This window comes from Halobacillus sp. H74 (genome assembly GCF_052246715.1).
GTDB lineage: Bacteria > Bacillota > Bacilli > Bacillales > Halobacillaceae > Halobacillus > Halobacillus litoralis_A.
Window position 1 is genome coordinate 432,028 of record NZ_JBQQCI010000004.1, and the last position, 21,318, is coordinate 453,345.

Annotated in this window: 21 protein-coding genes; all 21 read left to right on the plus strand. The window is 44.2% G+C overall.

From position 1 onward, the window contains the following. Nucleotides 1–77 precede the first annotated feature (77 nt). A complete protein-coding gene (locus ACTWPX_RS11365) occupies nt 78–893 on the plus strand; it encodes an MIP/aquaporin family protein (RefSeq protein WP_443119866.1) in 816 nt (271 codons plus the stop codon). Beyond that, nucleotides 893–2,392, plus strand: coding sequence for a glycerol kinase GlpK (glpK, locus tag ACTWPX_RS11370; RefSeq protein ID WP_443119867.1), 1,500 nt, complete (start codon nt 893–895; stop codon nt 2,390–2,392). The genes ACTWPX_RS11365 and glpK overlap by 1 nt, the downstream gene beginning before the upstream one ends. A 228-nt stretch (nt 2,393–2,620) precedes the next feature. Beyond that, entirely contained in the window at nt 2,621–4,294 is a 1,674-nt protein-coding gene (locus ACTWPX_RS11375) for a glycerol-3-phosphate dehydrogenase/oxidase (protein WP_443119868.1), read from the plus strand. Between the two features lie 181 nt (nt 4,295–4,475). Then, a complete protein-coding gene (locus ACTWPX_RS11380; RefSeq protein ID WP_443119869.1) occupies nt 4,476–4,862 on the plus strand; it encodes a hypothetical protein in 387 nt (128 codons plus the stop codon). Between the two features lie 51 nt (nt 4,863–4,913). Continuing rightward, the gene (locus ACTWPX_RS11385; RefSeq protein WP_443119870.1) at nt 4,914–5,297 is read left to right on the plus strand and encodes a hypothetical protein; all 384 of its coding nucleotides are present in this window, start codon (nt 4,914–4,916) and stop codon (nt 5,295–5,297) included. A 172-nt stretch (nt 5,298–5,469) separates the two neighbouring features. Continuing rightward, nucleotides 5,470–5,862, plus strand: a complete 393-nt coding sequence (locus tag ACTWPX_RS11390; RefSeq protein WP_443119871.1) for a MerR family transcriptional regulator — start codon at nt 5,470–5,472, stop codon at nt 5,860–5,862. Beyond that, nucleotides 5,859–7,376 carry a class I adenylate-forming enzyme family protein gene (locus ACTWPX_RS11395; RefSeq protein ID WP_443119872.1) on the plus strand — a complete coding sequence of 506 codons (1,518 nt, stop codon included), beginning with the start codon at nt 5,859–5,861 and terminating at the stop codon, nt 7,374–7,376. The genes ACTWPX_RS11390 and ACTWPX_RS11395 overlap by 4 nt, the downstream gene beginning before the upstream one ends. Nucleotides 7,377–7,386: 10 nt before the next feature. Then, nucleotides 7,387–9,048 carry an acyl-CoA dehydrogenase family protein gene (locus ACTWPX_RS11400; RefSeq protein WP_443119873.1) on the plus strand — a complete coding sequence of 554 codons (1,662 nt, stop codon included), beginning with the start codon at nt 7,387–7,389 and terminating at the stop codon, nt 9,046–9,048. Nucleotides 9,049–9,519: 471 nt separating this feature from the next. After that, a complete protein-coding gene (locus ACTWPX_RS11405) occupies nt 9,520–10,704 on the plus strand; it encodes an ATP phosphoribosyltransferase regulatory subunit (RefSeq protein WP_443119874.1) in 1,185 nt (394 codons plus the stop codon). Beyond that, a complete protein-coding gene (gene hisG, locus ACTWPX_RS11410; protein WP_128526018.1) occupies nt 10,697–11,335 on the plus strand; it encodes an ATP phosphoribosyltransferase in 639 nt (212 codons plus the stop codon). The genes ACTWPX_RS11405 and hisG overlap by 8 nt, the downstream gene beginning before the upstream one ends. After that, a complete protein-coding gene (hisD, locus tag ACTWPX_RS11415; protein ID WP_443119875.1) occupies nt 11,332–12,606 on the plus strand; it encodes a histidinol dehydrogenase in 1,275 nt (424 codons plus the stop codon). The genes hisG and hisD overlap by 4 nt, the downstream gene beginning before the upstream one ends. Further along, nucleotides 12,603–13,196, plus strand: a complete 594-nt coding sequence (gene hisB, locus ACTWPX_RS11420) for an imidazoleglycerol-phosphate dehydratase HisB (RefSeq protein ID WP_443119876.1) — start codon at nt 12,603–12,605, stop codon at nt 13,194–13,196. Before hisD ends, hisB begins: the two co-directional genes overlap by 4 nt. Next, a complete protein-coding gene (gene hisH / locus ACTWPX_RS11425; RefSeq protein WP_443119877.1) occupies nt 13,196–13,825 on the plus strand; it encodes an imidazole glycerol phosphate synthase subunit HisH in 630 nt (209 codons plus the stop codon). The genes hisB and hisH overlap by 1 nt, the downstream gene beginning before the upstream one ends. A 13-nt stretch (nt 13,826–13,838) precedes the next feature. After that, nucleotides 13,839–14,570, plus strand: coding sequence for a 1-(5-phosphoribosyl)-5-[(5-phosphoribosylamino)methylideneamino]imidazole-4-carboxamide isomerase (hisA, locus tag ACTWPX_RS11430; protein WP_443119878.1), 732 nt, complete (start codon nt 13,839–13,841; stop codon nt 14,568–14,570). Then, a complete protein-coding gene (gene hisF, locus ACTWPX_RS11435) occupies nt 14,570–15,328 on the plus strand; it encodes an imidazole glycerol phosphate synthase subunit HisF (RefSeq protein ID WP_443119879.1) in 759 nt (252 codons plus the stop codon). Before hisA ends, hisF begins: the two co-directional genes overlap by 1 nt. Beyond that, complete coding sequence (hisIE, locus tag ACTWPX_RS11440) at nt 15,325–15,948, plus strand: bifunctional phosphoribosyl-AMP cyclohydrolase/phosphoribosyl-ATP diphosphatase HisIE (protein WP_443119880.1); 624 nt, start codon at nt 15,325–15,327, stop codon at nt 15,946–15,948. The genes hisF and hisIE overlap by 4 nt, the downstream gene beginning before the upstream one ends. 88 nt (nt 15,949–16,036) lie before the next feature. After that, complete coding sequence (locus tag ACTWPX_RS11445; RefSeq protein WP_443119881.1) at nt 16,037–17,053, plus strand: tetratricopeptide repeat protein; 1,017 nt, start codon at nt 16,037–16,039, stop codon at nt 17,051–17,053. A 475-nt stretch (nt 17,054–17,528) separates the two neighbouring features. Beyond that, nucleotides 17,529–18,479, plus strand: a complete 951-nt coding sequence (trxB, locus tag ACTWPX_RS11450) for a thioredoxin-disulfide reductase (protein WP_443119882.1) — start codon at nt 17,529–17,531, stop codon at nt 18,477–18,479. 485 nt (nt 18,480–18,964) lie between these two features. Beyond that, the gene (locus tag ACTWPX_RS11455) at nt 18,965–19,432 is read left to right on the plus strand and encodes an 8-oxo-dGTP diphosphatase (protein ID WP_443119883.1); all 468 of its coding nucleotides are present in this window, start codon (nt 18,965–18,967) and stop codon (nt 19,430–19,432) included. Between the two features lie 16 nt (nt 19,433–19,448). Further along, on the plus strand, nt 19,449–20,333 hold the full coding sequence (gene rapZ / locus ACTWPX_RS11460) for an RNase adapter RapZ (RefSeq protein ID WP_128526028.1): 885 nt from the start codon (nt 19,449–19,451) through the stop codon (nt 20,331–20,333). 3 nt (nt 20,334–20,336) lie between these two features. Further along, on the plus strand, nt 20,337–21,290 hold the full coding sequence (locus ACTWPX_RS11465) for a gluconeogenesis factor YvcK family protein (RefSeq protein WP_128526029.1): 954 nt from the start codon (nt 20,337–20,339) through the stop codon (nt 21,288–21,290). Nucleotides 21,291–21,318: the final 28 nt, after the last annotated feature.

Genomic DNA, 21,318 nt, shown 5'->3' on the forward strand with positions numbered 1-21,318 from the left:
CACACAATGATTAGAGACTGCTGATCATTGTGTGGTTTTTGTTCGTCAATTGTGGAATGCAGAGAGGAGATCGCATCATGACTGAATTTATGGGTGAACTGATTGGAACGATGATTCTCATCATTTTCGGGGCCGGAGTAATCGCCGGAGCCAATCTGAAAGCGACTAAAGCAGAAGGAAGCTGGGTACTCATCACTATTGCCTGGGGCCTTGCCGTTGCTATGGGGGTTTATGCTGTCGGTCAAGTGACAGGTGCTCATATTAACCCGGCAGTGACCCTCGGATTAGCGACTGTCGGTGACTTTGCCTGGGAGAAAGTGCCGATGTATATCTTTGCACAGACAATCGGAGCATTTATAGGTGCGACGATTGTATTCTTTCATTACCTTCCGCACTGGAAAGATACAGAAGACCAGATGGCTATGAAGTCCATCTTTTGTACAGACCCAGCTATACGTAGCCCGATTTCTAACTTAGTGAGTGAAATCATTGGAACATTCGTATTGGTTATGGGAATCCTTTTCATAGGGGCGAATGATTTTACAGATGGTCTCAATCCCTTGATTGTCGGCTTATTAATTGTTGCAATCGGGATGTCGCTTGGTTCTACAACGGGCTATGCGATTAACCCTGCCCGTGACCTTGGACCGAGGATAGCTCACGCTGTTCTGCCGATTCCAGGTAAAGGAGGATCTGACTGGGGTTACGCATGGATTCCTGTGGTTGGTCCAGCTATCGGTGGAGTTTATGGCGGCTTGTTTTATCAGGCGATTTTCAAGGGTAATGCCAATGTATGGTTCTGGATTGGAACTTTAATCATTTTAGCAATTATGCTTTCTTCGATGAGAGTGGAACTTAAGAAAGTTTATCAAACTGAAGAAGGAGTGGAATAATGGGAAAATACATTTTATCTATTGACCAGGGTACGACAAGTTCAAGAGCGATTTTGTTCAACCACGATGGGGAAATCGTAGAAACAGGTCAGAAGGAATTTGAACAATATTTTCAAAAACCAGGCTGGGTGGAACATGATGCCAACGAAATTTGGACCTCTGTGCTTGCATGTATTGCGGATGTACTTAGAAGAGCTGACATCGAAGCGGATCAAGTGGCAGGTATCGGAATTACCAATCAGCGTGAAACGACTGTCGTTTGGGATAAGAACACAGGTAAGCCTATATATAAAGCCGTTGTTTGGCAATCACGTCAAACGCAAAGCATTTGTAATGAACTGAAGGAACAGGGATACGAGGATACATTCCGTGATAAGACAGGTTTATTGCTGGATCCATATTTCGCAGGCACAAAGGTGAAATGGATTTTGGACAATGTTGATGGGGCGCGCGAAAAAGCTGAAAAAGGCGATTTGATGTTCGGAACGATCGATACATGGTTGATCTACAAGCTTTCAGGAAAGCAAGCCCATGTGACCGATTATTCTAATGCATCCCGCACGCTGATGTATAATATTTTCGACCTTAAATGGGACGATGAGCTTCTTGAAATCCTTGATGTACCGAAGAGCATGCTTCCTGAAGTGAAGCAGTCCTCTGAAGTTTATGCCCATACTGTCGATTATCACTTTTTCGGTAAGAAAGTGCCGATTGCAGGAATAGCAGGGGATCAGCAAGCCGCTCTCTTCGGACAAGCTTGTTTTGAAAAGGGAATGGCCAAAAATACGTATGGAACTGGTGGTTTCATGCTTATGAACACGGGTGAAGAAGCCGTAAAATCAGAGAACGGCTTATTGACGACCCTCGCATGGGGGCTTGATGGTAAAGTCGAGTACGCCCTCGAAGGCAGTATCTTCGTATCAGGTTCTGCCATACAGTGGCTCCGTGACGGACTTAATATGATCGAGACCTCGCCTCAAAGTGAAGAGGTGGCTGGAGAAGTATCTTCGACGGAAGGTGTGTATGTCGTCCCTGCGTTTGTAGGACTGGGCACACCGTATTGGGACAGCGAAGCTCGCGGAGCTGTCTTCGGATTGACTCGCGGTACGAAGCGGGCGCACTTCGTCCGGGCAACCCTTGAATCTCTGGCTTACCAAACCAAGGATGTTGTCGATGCGATGGTCGAGGATTCTGATATTGAATTGAAAAAACTTCGTGTTGATGGCGGAGCAGTAAAAAATAATTTGCTGATGCAGTTCCAAAGTGATCTCCTTGATGTTACAGTCGAGCGTCCAGAAGTGAATGAAACGACTGCACTTGGTGCTGCGTATCTTGCAGGATTAGCCGTCGGGTTCTGGGAAGATCGTAAGGCAATTGAAAATCAATGGAAAATGGAACGGGAATTCGATCCATCTATGAAAGAAGAGAAAAGTAAGAAGCTTTATAAAGGTTGGCAGAAAGCGGTGGAAGCTACAAGAGTATTCAAACAGGAAGATTAATGCTTTGACACGCCCCCTCAATTTGATATAATTGGGGCATAAGTTAATGGCAACGGTCGGAGATACGGAGAGACCACGAACCTTTATGCTGCGGTATAAAGAGATTCGTGGTCTCTTTTTTTAGAATTGTTTCGCTTGAATAAGCAATTTTACACATAAATACCCTCCATTTAGGGAATAACCGTATCAGACCATTAAAAAGAAGACAACGGAAGAAGGAGAGATCGTATGCAATCATTTTCTAGTTACGAAAGACAAGAACAATTTGACCGAATGGCTCAAGAAGATTGGGACGTCCTAGTCATCGGTGGGGGGATTACTGGATCTGGTATCGCTCTGGACGCTGCCAGCCGCGGCCTGAAAACAGCTGTCGTTGAGATGCAGGACTACGCAGCCGGGACTTCCAGCCGATCCACGAAACTTGTGCACGGTGGATTAAGATATTTGAAACAGTTCGAAGTTAAAATGGTGGCTGAAGTCGGCAAGGAACGTGAAATCGTTTATGAAAATGGCCCACATGTGACGACACCAGAGTGGATGATGCTTCCTTTCCATGAGGGAGGAAACTTCGGCCCATTTTCAACGAACATAGGGTTGCGCGTATATGATTATCTTGCTGGTGTGAAAAAATCCGAACGCCGTTCAATGATGAGTGCTGAAGAAGCACTAGAGCGCGAACCTCTCATAAAGAAAGAGGGTCTTAAAGGTGCAGGATACTATGTCGAGTATAAAACAGATGATGCACGCCTTACGCTTGAAGTCATGAAGAAGGCGGTTGATTATGGTGCCTGCTCTTCCAACTATGCTAAAGTCGTCGACTTCATCTATGATGAAAATGGATCGATCGTAGGTGCAAAAATCGAAGATACCGTAACGGGCGAGCAATACCATGTGAAGGCGAAGAAAGTTATTAATGCCGGTGGTCCATGGGTCGATGAACTACGTGAAATCGATGGTTCGAAAAAAGGGAAAACATTGCAGCTTACCAAAGGGGTTCACCTTGTTTTCGACCAATCGAAGTTTCCGCTCAAACAAGCTATCTACTTCGACAGCCCGGATGGTCGGATGATTTTTGCGATTCCTAGAGATGGTAAAACGTATATAGGAACGACAGATACGACTTATGAGGAAAAAGAGGATATCGCTCATCCGACGATGAGGGAAGAAGATCGGGAGTATATTTTAAATGCGATGAAGACGATGTTCCCTACCGTAGAGGTTTCAGAAAACGACGTCGAATCCAGCTGGGCAGGTTTACGTCCATTAGTTCATGAAGAAGGCAAAGATCCTTCTGAGATCTCTCGTAAAGATGAAATGTTCATTTCGGATTCTGGTTTGATTTCCATGGCTGGTGGTAAGTTGACAGGTTACCGTAAGATGGCTCAAACAGCTGTTGATCTTGTCCGTGACCAACTGATGGAGGAATACGGAATTCGCTACTCTGATTCAGAAACAAAACGCATGCCGATTTCCGGTGGTAATGTGGGAGGATCGCAAGGATTCAAGAAATTCAAAGAAGAGCGTACCCGAATGGGTGAATCCATCGGTCTCAGTAAAGAGGAGGCTGAAAAGCTGATCCGCCTGTATGGATCGAATGTCGATGTGGTCTTCCACAATTATCAAAAGCGCCAGCAAGAAGCAAATCAAGCGCAAATCGATCCAGCCGTTTTTGCTCAGCTCGTTTATGCGATGGAACATGAGATGACAGTCAAACCGGTTGATTTCTTCGTCCGTCGAACGGCAGCGCTTTTCTTCAATATTAATTGGGTTAGAAAGCATAAAGCTCCGGTCATCGATTATATGGCTAAGGAATTGAGTTACACGGAACAACAAAAACAAGATTATATCAATCAACTTGAACGCTTATTAGAAGAAGCTGTCAAACCAATCGAATATGTATGATAATAGTGAGAAACTCTTCCTCTTTTTGAGGGAGAGTTTTTTTCGTGGACCAAATTCCAGCCTATAGAGAGATTTGATACAAAAAAAGCAAGTAATCTATTCGTTTTTTATCGCCTTATGATAAAATTAATAACGGATATGAAAGATTTACCAGTATTTTCACCTTGTTAGGGGGGGCGAAATGACCCATGTGCAAACATTAATCTATCAAGATGCAAGAAGGCAGATGATTGCAGGCAGTGTTCTATCAATGATCGCCCTAGTTTTTATCATCGGGGTGATTACGGTAACAATAAGCAGCCTCCTCATTTCCCTTTTTTATTCCGCTATTTTTACGACATCTGGACTAAGTCTTTTGCGTACGGGTTACCTTGACTTGAAAAAATCGCGGCAGACGGATACAGATTTTATGGAAGATGAGGTATCACTGATCCTTGAAAAGGTCCCTGCGCGTATGTATGTCGGGAATAAGCCGAAGAAGTCCTATCAGGCAGGACTATTTGATATGGATGGTGATCTTTATGGAGGAATTCAAGAAATAGCCGGTGTTAAAAATAAGCTCCTGTGAGGCATTCAGTTTGTCAATTTTTTCGAAAACGTTCGTTCTGCTGATTTTATTTTGAAAGATAGGAACAACCATGCATTATATCAAATCGAAAAAAAAGGCGGGTTTTCCTGGAGAGGTTATGTCCAAAACCGGGAAGGCTTTTATGTAGCTTATACGAAAGATACAAAAAATAAGACTACAGGCCAACGTATTACCCGCTATATTGAAGCAGACCAGTGTCGCTGGAGTTGTGAAGGTGACGGATACATTGGTCACTTCTCCATCAAAGATCAAGACGGCAGGGTATGGGCTATGATCAAACGTGGGGCAATTCCAAGAGAAGTTGCTGAGCGCTTCGAGCAGATGCCGGGATATTTAGTGGAATGGGAAATCCGTGAACATATTCCGGCTTCACTGCTTGCCTTCATATTTTTACTGCAATCACGGGATCAGTAATCGTCCTTTCAGAGAATACCTCTCTGAAAGGCTTTTTTTATTTAATGAAATAGTCGAGATCATGGACCATTATGAATGAATGGAATTTTCCAATATTTTATAGTTGAACTTTACGTTAACGTAAATGGTATAGTTTAATTGTTAGAATATTCGTTCAATGCGAGGGGATCGGATGACACATTCTTTTACAATCCAACAAGTGGCAGATCAATTTCAGGTGACACTGCGAACCATCCGGTATTATGAGGAGCTTGGTTTGATTCATCCTGAGCGTACTTCTGCTGGTCGACGTTCATTCTCGTCAAAAGACCTGACTCGGCTAGGTCTGGTTTTCCGCGGTAAAAAATATGGGTTTCAACTGGATGAAATTAAAGAGATGATTCACCTATTCGATCAGGATCCTTCAGGGGTCAGACAGCTTGAGCGCACATTGAGCTATGGAAAAGACAAAATGAGGGAGGTAGATGTACGTATCCAGGAGTTGGAGCATTTGAAGGCTGAAATGAAACAATGGTTGATGAAATTCGAAGAAGAATTAGAAGAACGGAGAGGAGATGCGCGATGAATCTTTCTGAGCTGTTAGCTTATCAATCCCGAAAGTATCCGGAAAAAGAGGGAATCGTCACCCTTGAAGAACGATTGACTTATCGAGAATGGAATGACAAGGTCAATCAGTTTGCAAGAGCGTTGAGTCGCTTAGGTGTCCAGGATGGTGAAAAGGTGATCATCCATATGCCGAATACAAAAGAATTTGTGATCAGTTATTTCGCTGTCCATCGTTTAGGTGCGATTGCGGTTCCAGTTAATGCAAGACTAGTAGCTAACGAAGTATCTTATATATATGACCATAGTGATGCGACGGTATTTTTGACTCATGAGCTTTTGTTTGACCAAGTGAGCCAGCTGGCTGATGAAAAATACGGAACGTTCGTTAAAACAGGAGCTCCGAAGCAGCCATGGCACTCTTTCTCAGAGATTATGGAAAAAGAAGTAGCAACAGAGCTGGTCAATGATGCCCATGAAGACGAAGAAGCCTCAATTTTGTACACATCTGGAACGACCGGTGATCCTAAAGGGGTCGTTTTCACGCACAAAAACATTTTGACTGTTTCTTCTATGATGGCAGTAGAACTGGAAATGAAACCTTCTAGCCGGATGCTTCATATCATGCCGCTGAGTCATTCCGCACCGCTGCACTTGTTTTTAGCAGGAGGAACATTTGTCGGAGCTACCCACATCCTTGCTTCTACATTCACTCCTGATTTAATGCTCGACCTCGTAGCTAAAGAAAGGGTGTCACACTTTTTCGGTGCACCTGTCGCTTACTTGATGGCAGCTAAACATCCTAAAGTGACAGATACGGACTTAAGCTGGGTGAAATATTGGACATACGGTGGGGCTCCCCTATCGAAAACAGAAGTAGAGTTTGTAAGGGAACAATTTAATACAGATAGTCTTTGCTGTTTATATGGCCTGACGGAAGCAGGGCCAAGTGGCACCTTGCTGCTTCCTAAGGAACATGATGAGAAGGCAGGAAGTGTGGGGAAACGTGCCGCCCTCCATTGTGAATTCCGCGTTATTGATGAGCAAGGCAATGAGGTGGTGGCAGGTCGCACAGGTGAAATCGCCCTTAAAGGGGAAGGGATCATGAAAAGCTATTATAAGGATGAGAAAAAGACGGAGGACACGTTCATGGGTGACTGGCTTTTGACTGGTGATATGGGGATGGTGGATGAGGACGGTTATCTATGGGTGATCGACAGGAAAAAAGACACGGTCATATCAGGTGGTGTCAACGTTTACCCGCGCGAAATCGAAACAGCGCTGTTACAACACCCTCATATTGAAGACGCTGCTGTAATTGGCGTTCCTCATCCGGATTGGGGCGAAACGGTAAAAGCCTTTGTCATTCAAAATGGACAAATTTCAGATATTGAAAAAGAATGTCGCTCCTATTTAGAGACACAATTGGCAGATTATAAGATTCCCAAGCTTTACGAGGAACTGGAGGAACTCCCTCGAAATGTGACAGGGAAGCTTTTGAAACATCATTTGCGGAAGCAAGCCCGTCAAGTATAGGAGGAGAAGTATGAACTTTTACGTAAGAGATCAGAACCTTCAAGAGCTCCTTAAAGATAAATGGAATGCACCATTCGCTGAATGGGCAGATTCAAAACTCTCTCAATTCGGAGCGAAGTGTGCGAGTGACATTGATGAACGGGCTGCACACACAGATCGTGAAGGTCAGCCTAGATTGATCAAATATGGCAAAATGGGTGATGACATTTCCGAAGTCTGGCTGAATGAGGGATATAAGCAAACGATAAAAGAGACCTATGGCACCGGAATTGTCGGCTATCTTCATAAAGAAATTCCAGAATTAGGCCGAAAAGGGGATTATACGTATTCTTTTGCTCAAGGTTATCTGTTGTCCCAAGCAGAGCCTGGTTTCTATTGCCCGGTGACGCTGACGATGGCGACAGCATACTTGATTGACCATTATGCGAGCGAAGAACTAAAAGAAGCGTTCCTTCCTCACGTTCTATCAACGGGAGAGGTCGAGCTCTTTGAAGGGGCTACTTTTTTAACAGAACGACAAGGTGGTTCTGATGTAGGAGCTAATGAAGTGAAAGCTGTGTACGAAAACGGTCACCATCGTTTGTATGGAGAGAAGTATTTCGCCAGTAATGCGGGGGCTTGCGGTGTCGCTATGGTACTGGCAAGAAAAGAAGGTGCTCCTGAAGGGACCAAGGGGCTCAGTCTTTTTCTAGTGCCATGGAGGAATAAAGATGAAAGTTTGAACGGTATCCAGATCCGCCGCTTGAAAGACAAACTGGGCGTCCGGGCCGTTCCTTCAGCAGAAGTTGAGTTTCACGGTGCGAAAGCATACCTCGTTGGAGAAGCAGATCGCGGATTTTATTACATGATGGAAGCATTGAATTTATCCAGGGTCTGTAATGCAGTTGCATCGATTGGTATCATGAGGCGATCGTTAAATGAAGCGGTCGATTATGCAGCAAAAAGGAATGCTTTTGGAAAAGCGCTGATTCAATATCCGATGGTGAAAGATACGCTGGTGAAAATGACGGTCAAACAGGAAGTGGAAACACGGGTGGTCTTTGATGTAATCGATCATTTTGAGCAGGTGTCTCACACTCCAGAACAAGTGACTTCATCGGAGCAAGTCTTGAACCGGCTGCGCATTGCAATTATGAAGAAAGAAACGGCCGAACAAGCGGTGAATTTCACCCATGAAGCCATTGAATTGCACGGAGGAAATGGTTATATCGAAGACTTCGTTACACCAAGGTTACTCAGGGATGCTCAAGTTCTGACAGTATGGGAAGGAACAGCAAATATCCTCGGTTTAGAAGTGCTGCGCCTTTTGAATAAATTCCAAGCTCATGATCTTTTTACTAATAGCATGATTGAAAGACTCGAGTGTGTAAATAACTTGAGTGAAGAAGTATCACGGGTTCAGAAGGCTGTCCATGAATTCACGTCATACGTGCAGGACGTCCTGACCATGCCTCAAGATGCCCAAACTTATTATAGTAAAACTCTGGCGGAAAAAATGGCAAAGATTTATGAAGCGACAGTTGCTTTAGAAATGGGAGGATCAGGTGGCAGGAACCAGAAAGTGGCAGAACTGTTTGTGAGACAATTGTTTACAGAAGAAGCTCCTTCAGAAAAGCCGCTCGTCCTTTCTTATGCGGACGATATCTTAAATGAAAGCAAGGTGACAACGTAATAATGTGAAAGAGGCTGGGAAAAAAGAATTTTTTCGCTAGAAAACCCGAACGAATTCGTTCGGGTTTTCTTTATGAAGCAATAAATGCATACGCCGCTCCGGCAACATACTTCGCTTTCCGCGGGCACGGCCTCAGCCTCCTCAGAAAGCAAAGACCGCTTTATTCCGGGGTCTTCGCCTCGTGCTGTTCCCGCAGTTGCCTACACTCCAATTAATCCATTCTACCCTATTGTTCGTCTTTTCCAGTGGCAGTTATCGTTTTGTCCCAGCCTCTTTATATTTTTTAATGGAAAATCAAGCCGCTTCCTTATGCCCCGTTTCGCATATACCAAAGAATTAGAATGCCCGCTCGCGGTTTCTGCTATGATAAAGAGGGGAATAAAAGATGGAGATGCGATGATTGACGCTATATCTTTATTTTGTTAGCATATTAGCATACTAAAGGATTTTGTTGTGAAAGGATGGGTATCATTGGTTAAACGGTTGATGTTCGAAAAACCATTGGGAATGCGAGACACGCTTCCTTTTTTTTATAAACAAAAATCAAAAGCACGGAGAAAATTATCTGATGCCATTCTATCTTACGGGTACTCATTTATGGATACGCCTATTATGGAGTATCACGAAACGGTAGGGAAAGTGAGTGCGACGATGGATCAGCAATTATTCAAGTTGTTGGACCAGCAAGGCCACACACTTGTCTTGAGACCAGATATGACGGCACCGATTGCAAGAGTCGCAGCTTCTCAACTGAAGAACTCTGAATTTCCTTTGCGTCTTGCCTATGACGGTCCTGTATTCCGGGCTCAGCAGACGGAAGGTGGGAAACCGGCTCAGTTTGAACAAGTAGGTACTGAGTTGATCGGAGACCATTCTTCGTATGGAGATGCTGAAGTCATTGCTCTCCTTGTTGAATCATTGAAACAGACAGGGTTAGACGACTTTGTCATTACTGTCGGGCATATCGGATACGTGAAAGCCTTTTTTAATGAATGGCTCGGGGATGATCAAGGTACGATCGATACATTGTTGAATCACTTATATCGCAAGAACTACGTCGGTTACCGCGAAACTGTCAAAAGCCTTGCTGTCAGTGAGGATAAACAAGAAACTTTGCTGCAATTACTCACCCTTAAAGGGGGCACGGAGGTCTTTGATTCCAGTCGATCTCTTGCTCGTAACCAATCGTGCATGCAGGCTGTGAATGAATTGAAGCAGCTTTTCCGTTTGTTACAACAATACGACGTGGAGAAATATGTTTATTTTGATTTGAATTTGATCAGCCACATGGATTATTATACAGGGGTTCTTTTTGAAGGGGATGCTCCTCATATTGGCGCGCTTCTTTGCAATGGAGGTCGTTACGATACATTGCTCCCATCCTTCCAATTGAATACTTCAGCGACTGGGTTTGCGATTCATTTGGAGCGTCTTGTCGAAGCGTTGCATGAACAAGAAGATGAAGAAAGACGAATCGGAATCATTGTGGATGATGATAGTTATACCAAAGGGATTGCAGAATCCAAAAGCAAACGTCAAAAAGGCTACGCTGTTCTGCTTCAGCATGTAGACCAAATTCCTGATGTCCAAGCTTTTCAGCAAGCGTTGGCGGAAACCATCGATTTCACGAAAAGTGGGGGTGCAAGCAATGAGTAAACCTTTGACGATTGCCATGCCGAAGGGACGCATTTACGAAGAGGCTGCTGAACTCATGAAGCAGGCGGGCTATGACTTAGGAGCTGATTTAGAAGAATCAAGAAAGTTGATTTTAGAGTTCCCTGAACAGAACATCCGGGTCATGATGGCAAAGCCTATGGATGTCGTCACTTATGTCGAGTATGGTGCCGCTGATCTTGGAATTGCTGGAAAAGATGTCCTGCTTGAACAGGACCGTGACGTTTATGAAGTGCTCGATTTGAAAATCAGTCCGTGTTATGTCGCAGTCGCAGGTTTACCGGGACAGCCACTAAGCCGGATTGCTCCCAAAATCGCTACCAAATATCCCAGAGTAGCTTCAGACTATTTCAGGGAACAAGGGGAGCAAATCGAAATCATCCCACTTAACGGTTCGATTGAGCTGGCGCCATTGATCGGATTGGCTGATCGTATTGTCGATATCGTTTCAACGGGACGTACACTGAAGGAAAATGGATTAGTCGAATATGAAAAAATTACAGAAATCACTTCCCGTTTAATCGTCAATCCAGTCAGTTACCGCATGAAAAGCAAAGAGATCGAACAGATGGTAACAAACTTGAGCGCTGTTATGGAGGGGAATCGCCGATGAAAATCATTTCTAAATCGGACCTTGTGTCTTTGAAGCGTAGTGTAGATCAAGGAACGGAAGCACAACGGAAATCTGTGCAGAGTATCATTGAGCAGGTCAAACTGCACGGCGATCGTGCTGTGAAAGAATATACAGAGCGTTTTGATAAAACGGCACTCGATTCCCTCCAGGTAACGAGAGAAGAATTTGAGAAAGCTTATGAAGCTATGGACGGAGAGTTTGTTGAAATTTTGCAGGAAGCTGCAGATAATATCCGTACTTTCCACGAAAAACAAATCTCGCATTCATGGTTTGATACTTCCCCTGACGGTACGATTTTAGGCCAAAAAATCACACCACTGGATGCCGTTGGTGTTTATGTGCCAGGGGGGACGGCCACTTATCCATCCTCTGTGTTTATGAATGTAATTCCTGCTCAAGTGGCTGGAGTGGAGAAAATCGTAATGGTCACGCCTCCGGGAGAAGACGGAAAAATACCAGACGGTGTCCTGCTTGCTGCTCATATTTTAGGGGTGGAAAATGTGTATAAAGTTGGAGGAGCCCAAGCAATTGCTGCACTTGCCTATGGTACGGAAACGATTTCTTCTGTCGATAAGATCACAGGACCAGGAAATGTTTTTGTCGCTCTTGCAAAACGCGAAGTTTTCGGGGATGTGGATATAGACATGATTGCTGGTCCGAGTGAGATCACTATTTTGGCAGATGAGACGGGCAAAGCGCCGGAAATTGCTGCAGATTTACTGTCTCAAGCAGAGCACGATGCCCGTTCATCCAGTGTCCTCGTTACAGCCAGCCAGGTTTTGGCTGAGAGAGTACAAACAGAAGTTCATCACCAGCTAGAGGACCTTCCGAGGGCAGATATTGCCAGACAAAGTGTGGAAGACTATGGGATGATTATCGTTTGTGACACATGGGACGAAGCAATAGAGACGGTCAACGACATTGCGCCAGAACATTTAGAAATCATAACGTCTGATCCTTTCCAACACTTAGGGAAAATCAAGCATGCAGGGGCCATCTTCTTAGGACCATACAGCAGTGAGCCTGTCGGCGATTATTTTGCTGGACCGAATCATGTTCTTCCGACAAACGGAACGGCGCGTTTTTCCAGCCCTTTGACTGTTGATGATTTTGTGAAAAAATCGAGCGTCATCTCTTACAGTCGTGAAGCATTGCAAACGAATGCAGATAAAATAGCACGGTTCGCCCGCCTGGAAGGCTTGGAAGCACACGCACGAGCAGTAGAATCGAGAAAGGAGCGCTGGAAATGACAGAAACAAGATCAGCGATTATTGAACGAAAGACAAGAGAAACGAACATTCATCTGGATTTTTCCATTGACGGAGAAGGGAAAGCCGACTTGGATGTACAGGTTCCTTTCCTTGCTCATATGCTTGAGCTTTTTACAAAACATGGCCTGTTCAACCTTACTGTTTCAGGTCAAGGGGATGTGGAAGTCGACGATCATCACCTGACAGAAGATATAGGAATTTGTCTTGGGCAGGCTTTGCGAGAAGCAGCCGGAGATAAACATGGGATGAAGCGGTACGGCTCCATGACATTGCCTATGGACGAAACCCTTGTGACGGTTGCTGTTGATTTGAGTGACCGCCCACACCTTGAATGGAGAGCAGAATTACCGAAAGACCACGTCGGCACTTTCGATACGGAAAATGTTCATGAATTTTTCTGGAAACTGGCTGTTGAAGCCCGTATGAACTTACATATCGTACTTCATCATGGCCAAAACACTCACCATATCATTGAGGCGATGTTCAAAGCACTGGCACGTGCTCTGGATGAAGCGACCACCATCGACCCGCGTGTAAAAGGAGTGCCGAGTACGAAAGGAAGTTTATAATGATAGGAATCATAGATTACGGAATGGGGAATTTGTTCAGTGTTTCTAAAGCATTGGAAAGGTTGGAAGTTGATTATGTACTCGGGAACCGTCCAGCCGATCTCGCAAACTGTGATGGTTACATTCTTCCCGGCGTCGGCGCTTTTCCTGATGCCATGAAAGCTCTGGAGGCACATGGATTCATTCCTTTCATCAAAGAAAAGGTGGAAAATGGTGTACCTTTGTATGGCATCTGTTTGGGAATGCAGCTTTTATTCGATTTGAGTCATGAAGGTGGAGAAACAGAAGGGCTTGGTCTTTTTAAAGGCGAAATCACACGTTTTTCTGGGATGGATGAAGAGGGGAGTTCCTATAAGGTTCCTCATATGGGATGGAATCAGCTGAACATACACCAGCCTGGACAGCCTCTACTTAAAGAAGTCAAAGAGGATCATGTCTACTTTGTCCATTCTTTTGTCGTTCAAACGAAAGATCCTTCCATATTATATGCAACGTCGGATTATCATGTAGAAGTTCCTGCGATTATCGGGAAAGGAAATTTGGTCGCCAGTCAATTTCACCCAGAAAAGAGTGGAAGAGCTGGCATGCAATTATTAGAAAATTTTTGTAAAGTATTGTGTAAACAGTGAGGAGTATTCAGTGATGACCTTTACGATCTATCCAGCCATAGATATGCGAAATGGGAAATGTGTACGACTGGAACAAGGCGATTTCAATAAGGAAACAGTGTATGGAGACAATCCTTTTGAAGTGGCAGAAAAATTTGCGGAGACTGGGGCGAAGTGGATCCATATGGTCGACCTTGATGGGGCGAAGCAAGGATCCAGACAAAATGCTGAACATGTGTTGAGAGTTGCTGAAGAGCTTGACTGCCGCGTACAAATTGGTGGAGGCATTCGTTCAGAAGCGGATGTCCTTTACTACTTAGAACGTGGTGTGGATCGTGTGATTATCGGTTCGCTTGCTGTAAGTGATATTGAAACGACGAAAAAACTGCTGGCTGAATATGGTGATCGAATCGTTATAGGGTTAGATGCACGAGACGGATATGTGTCTACTGCTGGATGGATTGAACAATCCCATATCAAAGCTGCAGAGCTTGGATCAGAATTGGCAGACGCCGGAGCGGAAACTTTCATTTATACGGATATTGCCAAAGATGGAATGTTGTCAGGACCTAATACAAAAGAAATCGTCCGCTTAGCTGAAAGGACAGGCGTCGATGTCATCGCTTCCGGAGGCATTAAGGGACTGAGTGACTTAGTAGAGTTGAAGCAATTCAGCAATCGTCATGTCATTGGCTCCATAGTCGGAAAAGCTCTTTATACAAATCAGTTCACATTAAAAGAAGCACTCGATGTGGAGGTGGACTGATGCTATCCAAAAGAATCATTCCCTGCTTGGATGTAAAAGAAGGACGAGTCGTCAAAGGAATTCAGTTTGTGGATATCCGCGATGCCGGTGATCCTGTCGAGCTTGCCAAAGTCTATGATCAGCAGGGTGCGGATGAACTTGTTTTTCTTGATATTTCTGCGAGTCATGAAGGAAAGAAAACGATGATCGATGTCGTCCGATCTGTAGCTTCTGAGCTGGCCATCCCTTTTACTGTAGGTGGAGGTATTCGCACACTTGAAGATATCAAAGAAACACTGCGGCATGGAGCGGACAAGGTCTCCCTCAATTCTTCAGCTGTGCAAACGCCCGCGCTCATTACTGAAGGAGCAGATTATTTCGGCAGTCAATGTATCGTAGTGGCCATTGATGCCAGATATGATGAAGAAATACAAAATTGGCGTGTCTACACCCATGGAGGACGCACTCCAACCAAATGGTCAGTGACAGATTGGGCGAAAGAAGCGGTTCGCTTAGGGGCAGGAGAAATTCTTCTAACTTCAATGAATCAAGACGGGGAGAAAACAGGTTTCGATTTACCACTGTTACAAGCCGTGCAGGAAGTCATCAATGTTCCTGTCATCGCATCTGGTGGTGCTGGCTCAAGTGAGCATTTTTACGAAGTTTTTACCGAAGTGGATGCAGATGCTGCCCTTGCAGCTTCGATTTTTCACTATAAGGAAACCTCAGTGGATAACGTGAAAGCATATCTGAAGGAAAAAGGAGTGCCTGTAAGATGAATATAGATGGAATTAAATTTGATGAGCAGGGCTTAGTGCCGGCAATTGTTCAAGACGCCCGCTCTAAATCTGTCCTGACTTTGGCATACATGAGTGAAGAATCCCTAAGAAAGACATTGCAACTGGAAGAAACGGTTTTTTACAGCCGTTCCCGTCAGGAGTTATGGCATAAAGGAGAAACATCCGGGAACACCCAGAAGGTGACGGGTATTCATTATGACTGTGACCAGGATGCGTTGCTTGTTCAAGTGGTTCCCTCAGGCCCCGCATGTCATAAAGGAGACTACAGTTGTTTTACAGAGTCGCTTACCGTTACGGAAAATAAACAAAAGGAAAATCGGTATGAGATCCTTGACCAGCTTCAGGATGTTTTGGCAGAGAGAAAATCGACTTTACCAAAAGACTCCTACACTTCGAAACTTTTTCAGGAAGGTGTGGACCGCATTGCCAAAAAAATCGGCGAAGAAGCGGGGGAAGTGATCATTGCTGCTAAAAATGATGACCCTGAAGAATTGGCCATGGAGTCCGCTGATTTATTGTTCCATCTGCTTATGATTTTGACGGATCGTGGAGTTCCTTTCGATGAGGCACTCCGTGTTTTAGAGAAGAGACATTCTTAGTGAATTACATTTTCCTCCTATTTCTCGAAGCTCATCTATGTTATACTGCATAATTAGTGAGATTTGAAACGGAAATAGGGGGGCACTCATGACAACATCACTAAATGGAACGGCAGCACAAGAGGATACGAACATCATCCCATTTTTGCCTTCAGGAACTTTTTACTTTACACATGGGATTCAGGCTTTTCAAAAGCGTCGTTTCAGTGCTGCTGTCAAGTGGTTGAAGAAAGCGATCGAAGCCTCTCCCGATGAGCCATTATACCAATGCCAACTTTCTGTAGTGTACACGGAAGTTGGTTCTTATCATGCCGCAAATCAGGTACTTACCGAGGTATTAGCGAACTTTGGTAAGGAATATGTAGATTGCTATTATTTGATGGCGAACAATTACGCTCACCTGGGCTTGCTTAGTGATGCAAAAAAATATGTAGAAACATATTTGGAGCAACCTGGTGATGGTGAGTTTGAAGAAGCTGCAAAACAGTTGATGGAAATGCTTGATTCTCTTGAGGAAGACGATGATGAAGATGAGTGGGCCTTTGACGATGAAGACGAACTCCTTATCTATCAAGAGACAGCATTTTACCATCTGGAACAAGAAGAATGGGATGAAGCGCTCGATGTTCTTCGTGAAATGATGGAGCTTTTTCCGGATTTTAAAATGGCCAAACATAAATATGCTTCTGCTTTATTCATGAACGGTGACCAAGAAGAAGCTATTCAATTAGAGATGGATCAACTGGAAGAAGAGCCCTGGAACATCCACAGTCATGTGAATTTAGCCACTTTTTTATTGGAAAAGGGGATGTCGGATCAAGCCCTTGTTCACATTGAACGACTCCGTAATGTATTTCCAATGCATGATCAGCAGAAACTAGCGGTAGCAGAGACTTTGGCAAGAGGTGGCTTTTATAAGGAAGCAGTGGATCGATTCCGCTCGCTTCGGAATAAACAAGTCACTCGCCGCCGTGTCTACTACAAATGGTACAGTATCGCTGTTTATCATACCGGAAACCCTTCAAAAGCTTTACAACTTTGGGAAAAAGGATGCAGGCAGTATCCGAAGATGGGCCAAGAAGGTGGACCTTGGAAAGAGGAATAAGAGCTGGAAAGAGCCATTTATCAAGCTATTCCTCACATTTAGTGAGGTCATAAGACAATCGTTTCCGTGAAGGACCAACGCTTGTCTTATGCTTGTCGAGGCTGAACGAGACACTTCCACTTTTCTTTTTTCGGTGTCCAGTTCCGAGGGGCAGCCCTTCGCGACATAAGCAAAACATTTCCGTGGAGAAACCCCTCCACTGCAATGGTTTGCTTATGCGTGTCAGGGCTCCCGGCCCCTCTCCACATTTCGCTTTATGTCTAGTTGCAGTGCCTAGCCTCTCGAGGTCATAAGTCAATCGTTTCCGTGAAGGAACAACACTTCACTATAACGCTTGTCTTATGCTTGTCGAGGCTGAACGAGGCACTTCCACTTTTCTTTCAAGCACATTAATGGACGGTTTTCGTATGATTTACTATGATATGTACAGGAAAAAGCAACTGAGATTATTGGAATATCAAGGAGTTGATAACGGATGAGTGAAGAACGTATTTATGATGTGATCATTGCAGGTGCTGGTCCTGCTGGGATGACTGCTGCTGTTTACACTTCTCGTGCTAACTTGGATACACTCATGATTGAACGTGGGGTGCCTGGTGGCCAGATGGCAAACACAGAAGATGTTGAGAACTATCCTGGTTTTGAAAGTATTCTAGGACCGGACCTTTCTAATAAAATGTTCGAGCATGCGAAAAAATTCGGTGCTGAATATGCGTATGGAGATATAAAAGAGATCATTGACGGAAAAGAATATAAGACAGTCAGAGCTGGAAATAAAGAATATAAAGCTAGAGCAGTCATTATTACTACTGGTGCTCAATATAAGGAACTGGGCGTTCAGGGCGAGAAAGAACTTGGTGGCCGTGGAGTCTCTTATTGTGCAGTTTGTGATGGGGCTTTCTTCCGTAATAAAGAATTAGTTGTCGTTGGTGGTGGCGACTCTGCAGTTGAAGAAGGAGTTTACCTGACACGTTTTGCCAGCAAAGTGACAATCGTCCATCGTCGTGACGAACTGCGTGCTCAGAAAATCCTGCAGGATCGTGCTTTTGATAATGAAAAAATCGATTTCATTTGGGATACTGTCGTCAAAACCATCAACGAGAAAGATGGAAAGGTTGGAAGTGTGACACTTCACAACAAAAAAACGGATGAAGAATATGATTTCCAAACAAATGGAACTTTCATTTATATCGGCATGAATCCGTTAAGCGAACCATTTGAAAGTCTTGGTATCACGAATGAGCAAGGCTATATCGAAACAGATGAAAACATGGAAACGAAAGTACCTGGCGTGTTCGCCGCTGGAGATATCCGTGAAAAAGAACTGCGCCAAATCGTTACCGCTACTGGTGATGGAAGTATCGCAGCGCAATCCTCACAGCACTATATTGAGAATCTTTTAGAGGAATTGAAAGTCGTCAATTAAAAGATACAGCTTCTTAATCCAGGTGTAATGCCTGTGAAATATTCACCTGTTAAGATGGAATTATAATTGACCCCCTTTTAATAGATATAAATCTCTATGAGGCACAGGTGCTTGTCACCTGTGCCTTTTTTTGGTCAGAATATGAAAAACAGCCGTGGTATCTTGTTATTCTACATACCACCTCCAGCTAAAAGTCCCTTCCACTACATGATGGCGGCATCGTTCGGCTTCAGAAGGAGGCGACAAGGGGCTTGCTCTTTTGTTCGTGGAGGAACTTTTAATAGTTGTGATCAGGACGACAAAGTCTGATCCGGAAATTCCCACACTAACATCCCTAATACTTTAAGTTAGACTTATTCCAACGGTAATTACGCTTTTTTGATGGCCTCTATATATAGAAGTCATCATATCATTGTGGCGTTCTGTGTATTCATTGTATAATGAGGGGAGATGTCCTCTAGAAAGAAATTGAGGTGACAGAATAGATGCAACGTGTAGCAAATTGTATATTACGAGTGAATGAACACGTATTAATGTTGAAAAAACCACGACGAGGCTGGTACGTAGCTCCTGGTGGAAAAATGGAACCAGGAGAAAACATAAAAGACTCAGTCAGCCGCGAATTCAAAGAGGAAACTGGTCTTTCCATCCAGAATCCTGAATTAAAGGGTTCCTTCACATTCATCATGCGGGAGGAAGAGCAGACAGCGCAAGAATGGATGATGTTCACGTTTTACAGTACAGCCTATTCTGGAGAATTGCTGGAAGTGAGTGACGAAGGGGAATTAGAGTGGGTCCCTGTAGATGAAGTTCTCAAAAAACCGATGGCGGAGGGTGATCGGGAAATTTTCAAGCACATCCTGAGTAGTGACGAGCAAGTATATGGGACATTTGTATATACGACGGACTTCCGATTGATCGATCAAGATTTGGATCCGACACGACCTGAGTAGTGAGGAGCGATTGAAGATGCAAGTTGATGCCAACGAAACTCAATTAGTAATTATTACTGGGATGTCAGGAGCAGGGAAAACCGTGGCTGTTCAGAGTTTTGAAGATCTCGGTTTTTTTTGTGTCGATAACCTCCCACCTGCCTTGCTTCCGAAATTCCTGGAGCTGATGAAAGATTCCACCAATAATATTCAAAATGTCGCTTTAGTGATGGATTTAAGAGGAAGAGAGTTTTTTGATGCCTTGTTCGACTCTTTGGATCGACTAGGAAAAGAAGATTGGATACAAGAACATATTCTCTTTTTGGATGCAGAAGATCAATCATTGGTTTCGCGCTACAAAGAAACAAGACGGTCTCACCCATTAGCTAAGGAAGGGCTTCCTCTTGATGGGATCCGCAGGGAGCGCAAAATGCTTGATGAACTAAAGGGACGCTCGCAAACGATTATTGACACAACTACACTAAAACCTAAAGAACTCCGAGAGCGTATCATCGAAAATTACCGTCAAAAAGAACAACAAGTATTTTCTGTACAAATGGTTTCTTTCGGTTTCAAGTATGGAGTGCCGATCGATGCGGATCTCATGTTCGATGTCCGTTTCCTGCCTAATCCTCATTATGTGGAACATATGCGCCCGTTGACAGGATTGAATACGGAAGTTTCTTCGTACGTATTCAAATGGTCAGATACCCAAAAGTTTCTTGAAAAGCTGAAGGATCTCCTTCAATTTATGCTTCCTCAATATAAACGAGAAGGAAAGAGCCAACTCGTCGTAGCTATCGGGTGCACGGGCGGGCAGCACCGATCTGTCGCTTTAGCAGAACACTTATCAGAATATTTTTCAACAGACTATGTCACACACGTGACTCATAGAGATATAGACAAAAGAAAGGGTTTGTAACGGATGGATAATGGGACCAAGCCAAATGTCGTTGTCGTAGGTGGTGGTACCGGTATGCCTGTACTTCTGCGTGGCCTCAAGAATTTACCGATCGATCTATCAGCAATTGTTACGGTAGCTGACGACGGTGGAAGCTCAGGCCGTTTGCGGAACGAAATGGAGATTCCTGCTCCAGGTGACATACGTAATGTCGTGGCCGCATTGTCAGATGCAGAACCGATGCTGTTGGAACTGTTTCAACATCGTTTTGCCAATGGTAATGGTTTGTCCGGACATTCGATGGGAAACTTATTGCTTGCTGCTATGGCCTCGATGACGGGGGATTTTTATAAGGGAATCAAAGAGATTTCCCGCGTTTTGAATGTGCGTGGTCATATCTATCCGATTGCTAACCATTCCATGAGTCTCCATGCAGAAATGGAAGATGGGACGATCGTGACAGGGGAATCCAGTATTCCTAAGCAGAATAAAAAAATCAAAAAAGTATTTGTAAGTCCGACCCCCATCCAACCCTTGCCAGAAGCGGTTGAAGCCATTAAAGCGGCTGACTTGATCGTGATTTCCCCCGGGAGTCTGTATACAAGTATTCTGCCGAACATCATCATACCTGAAATCGGTCAAGCCCTTATGGAAACAAAAGCGAAAGTCACTTATATATGTAATGTTATGACACAGGAAGGGGAAACTTCAGGATATACGGCTGCCGACCATATTCAAGCTCTGTATGACCATATCGGTGAAGGTGTCCTCCAATCAGTAATCGTGCATAACCAACCGATTGACCAGGGAGTTAGAAAGGCATACGCAGAAGAAAACGCAGAGCCTGTCATTTATGATATCGACCGGATCAGGTCGATGGGATTGAAAGTAATAGAAGAAGATATCATAGACCGTAGTAAGTCTATGTTACGTCATGACACCGATAAACTCGCCCGACTATTGTATTCTATGTTGTGAGTGGGTATTCGGTGGTAAAAGGGGGTGG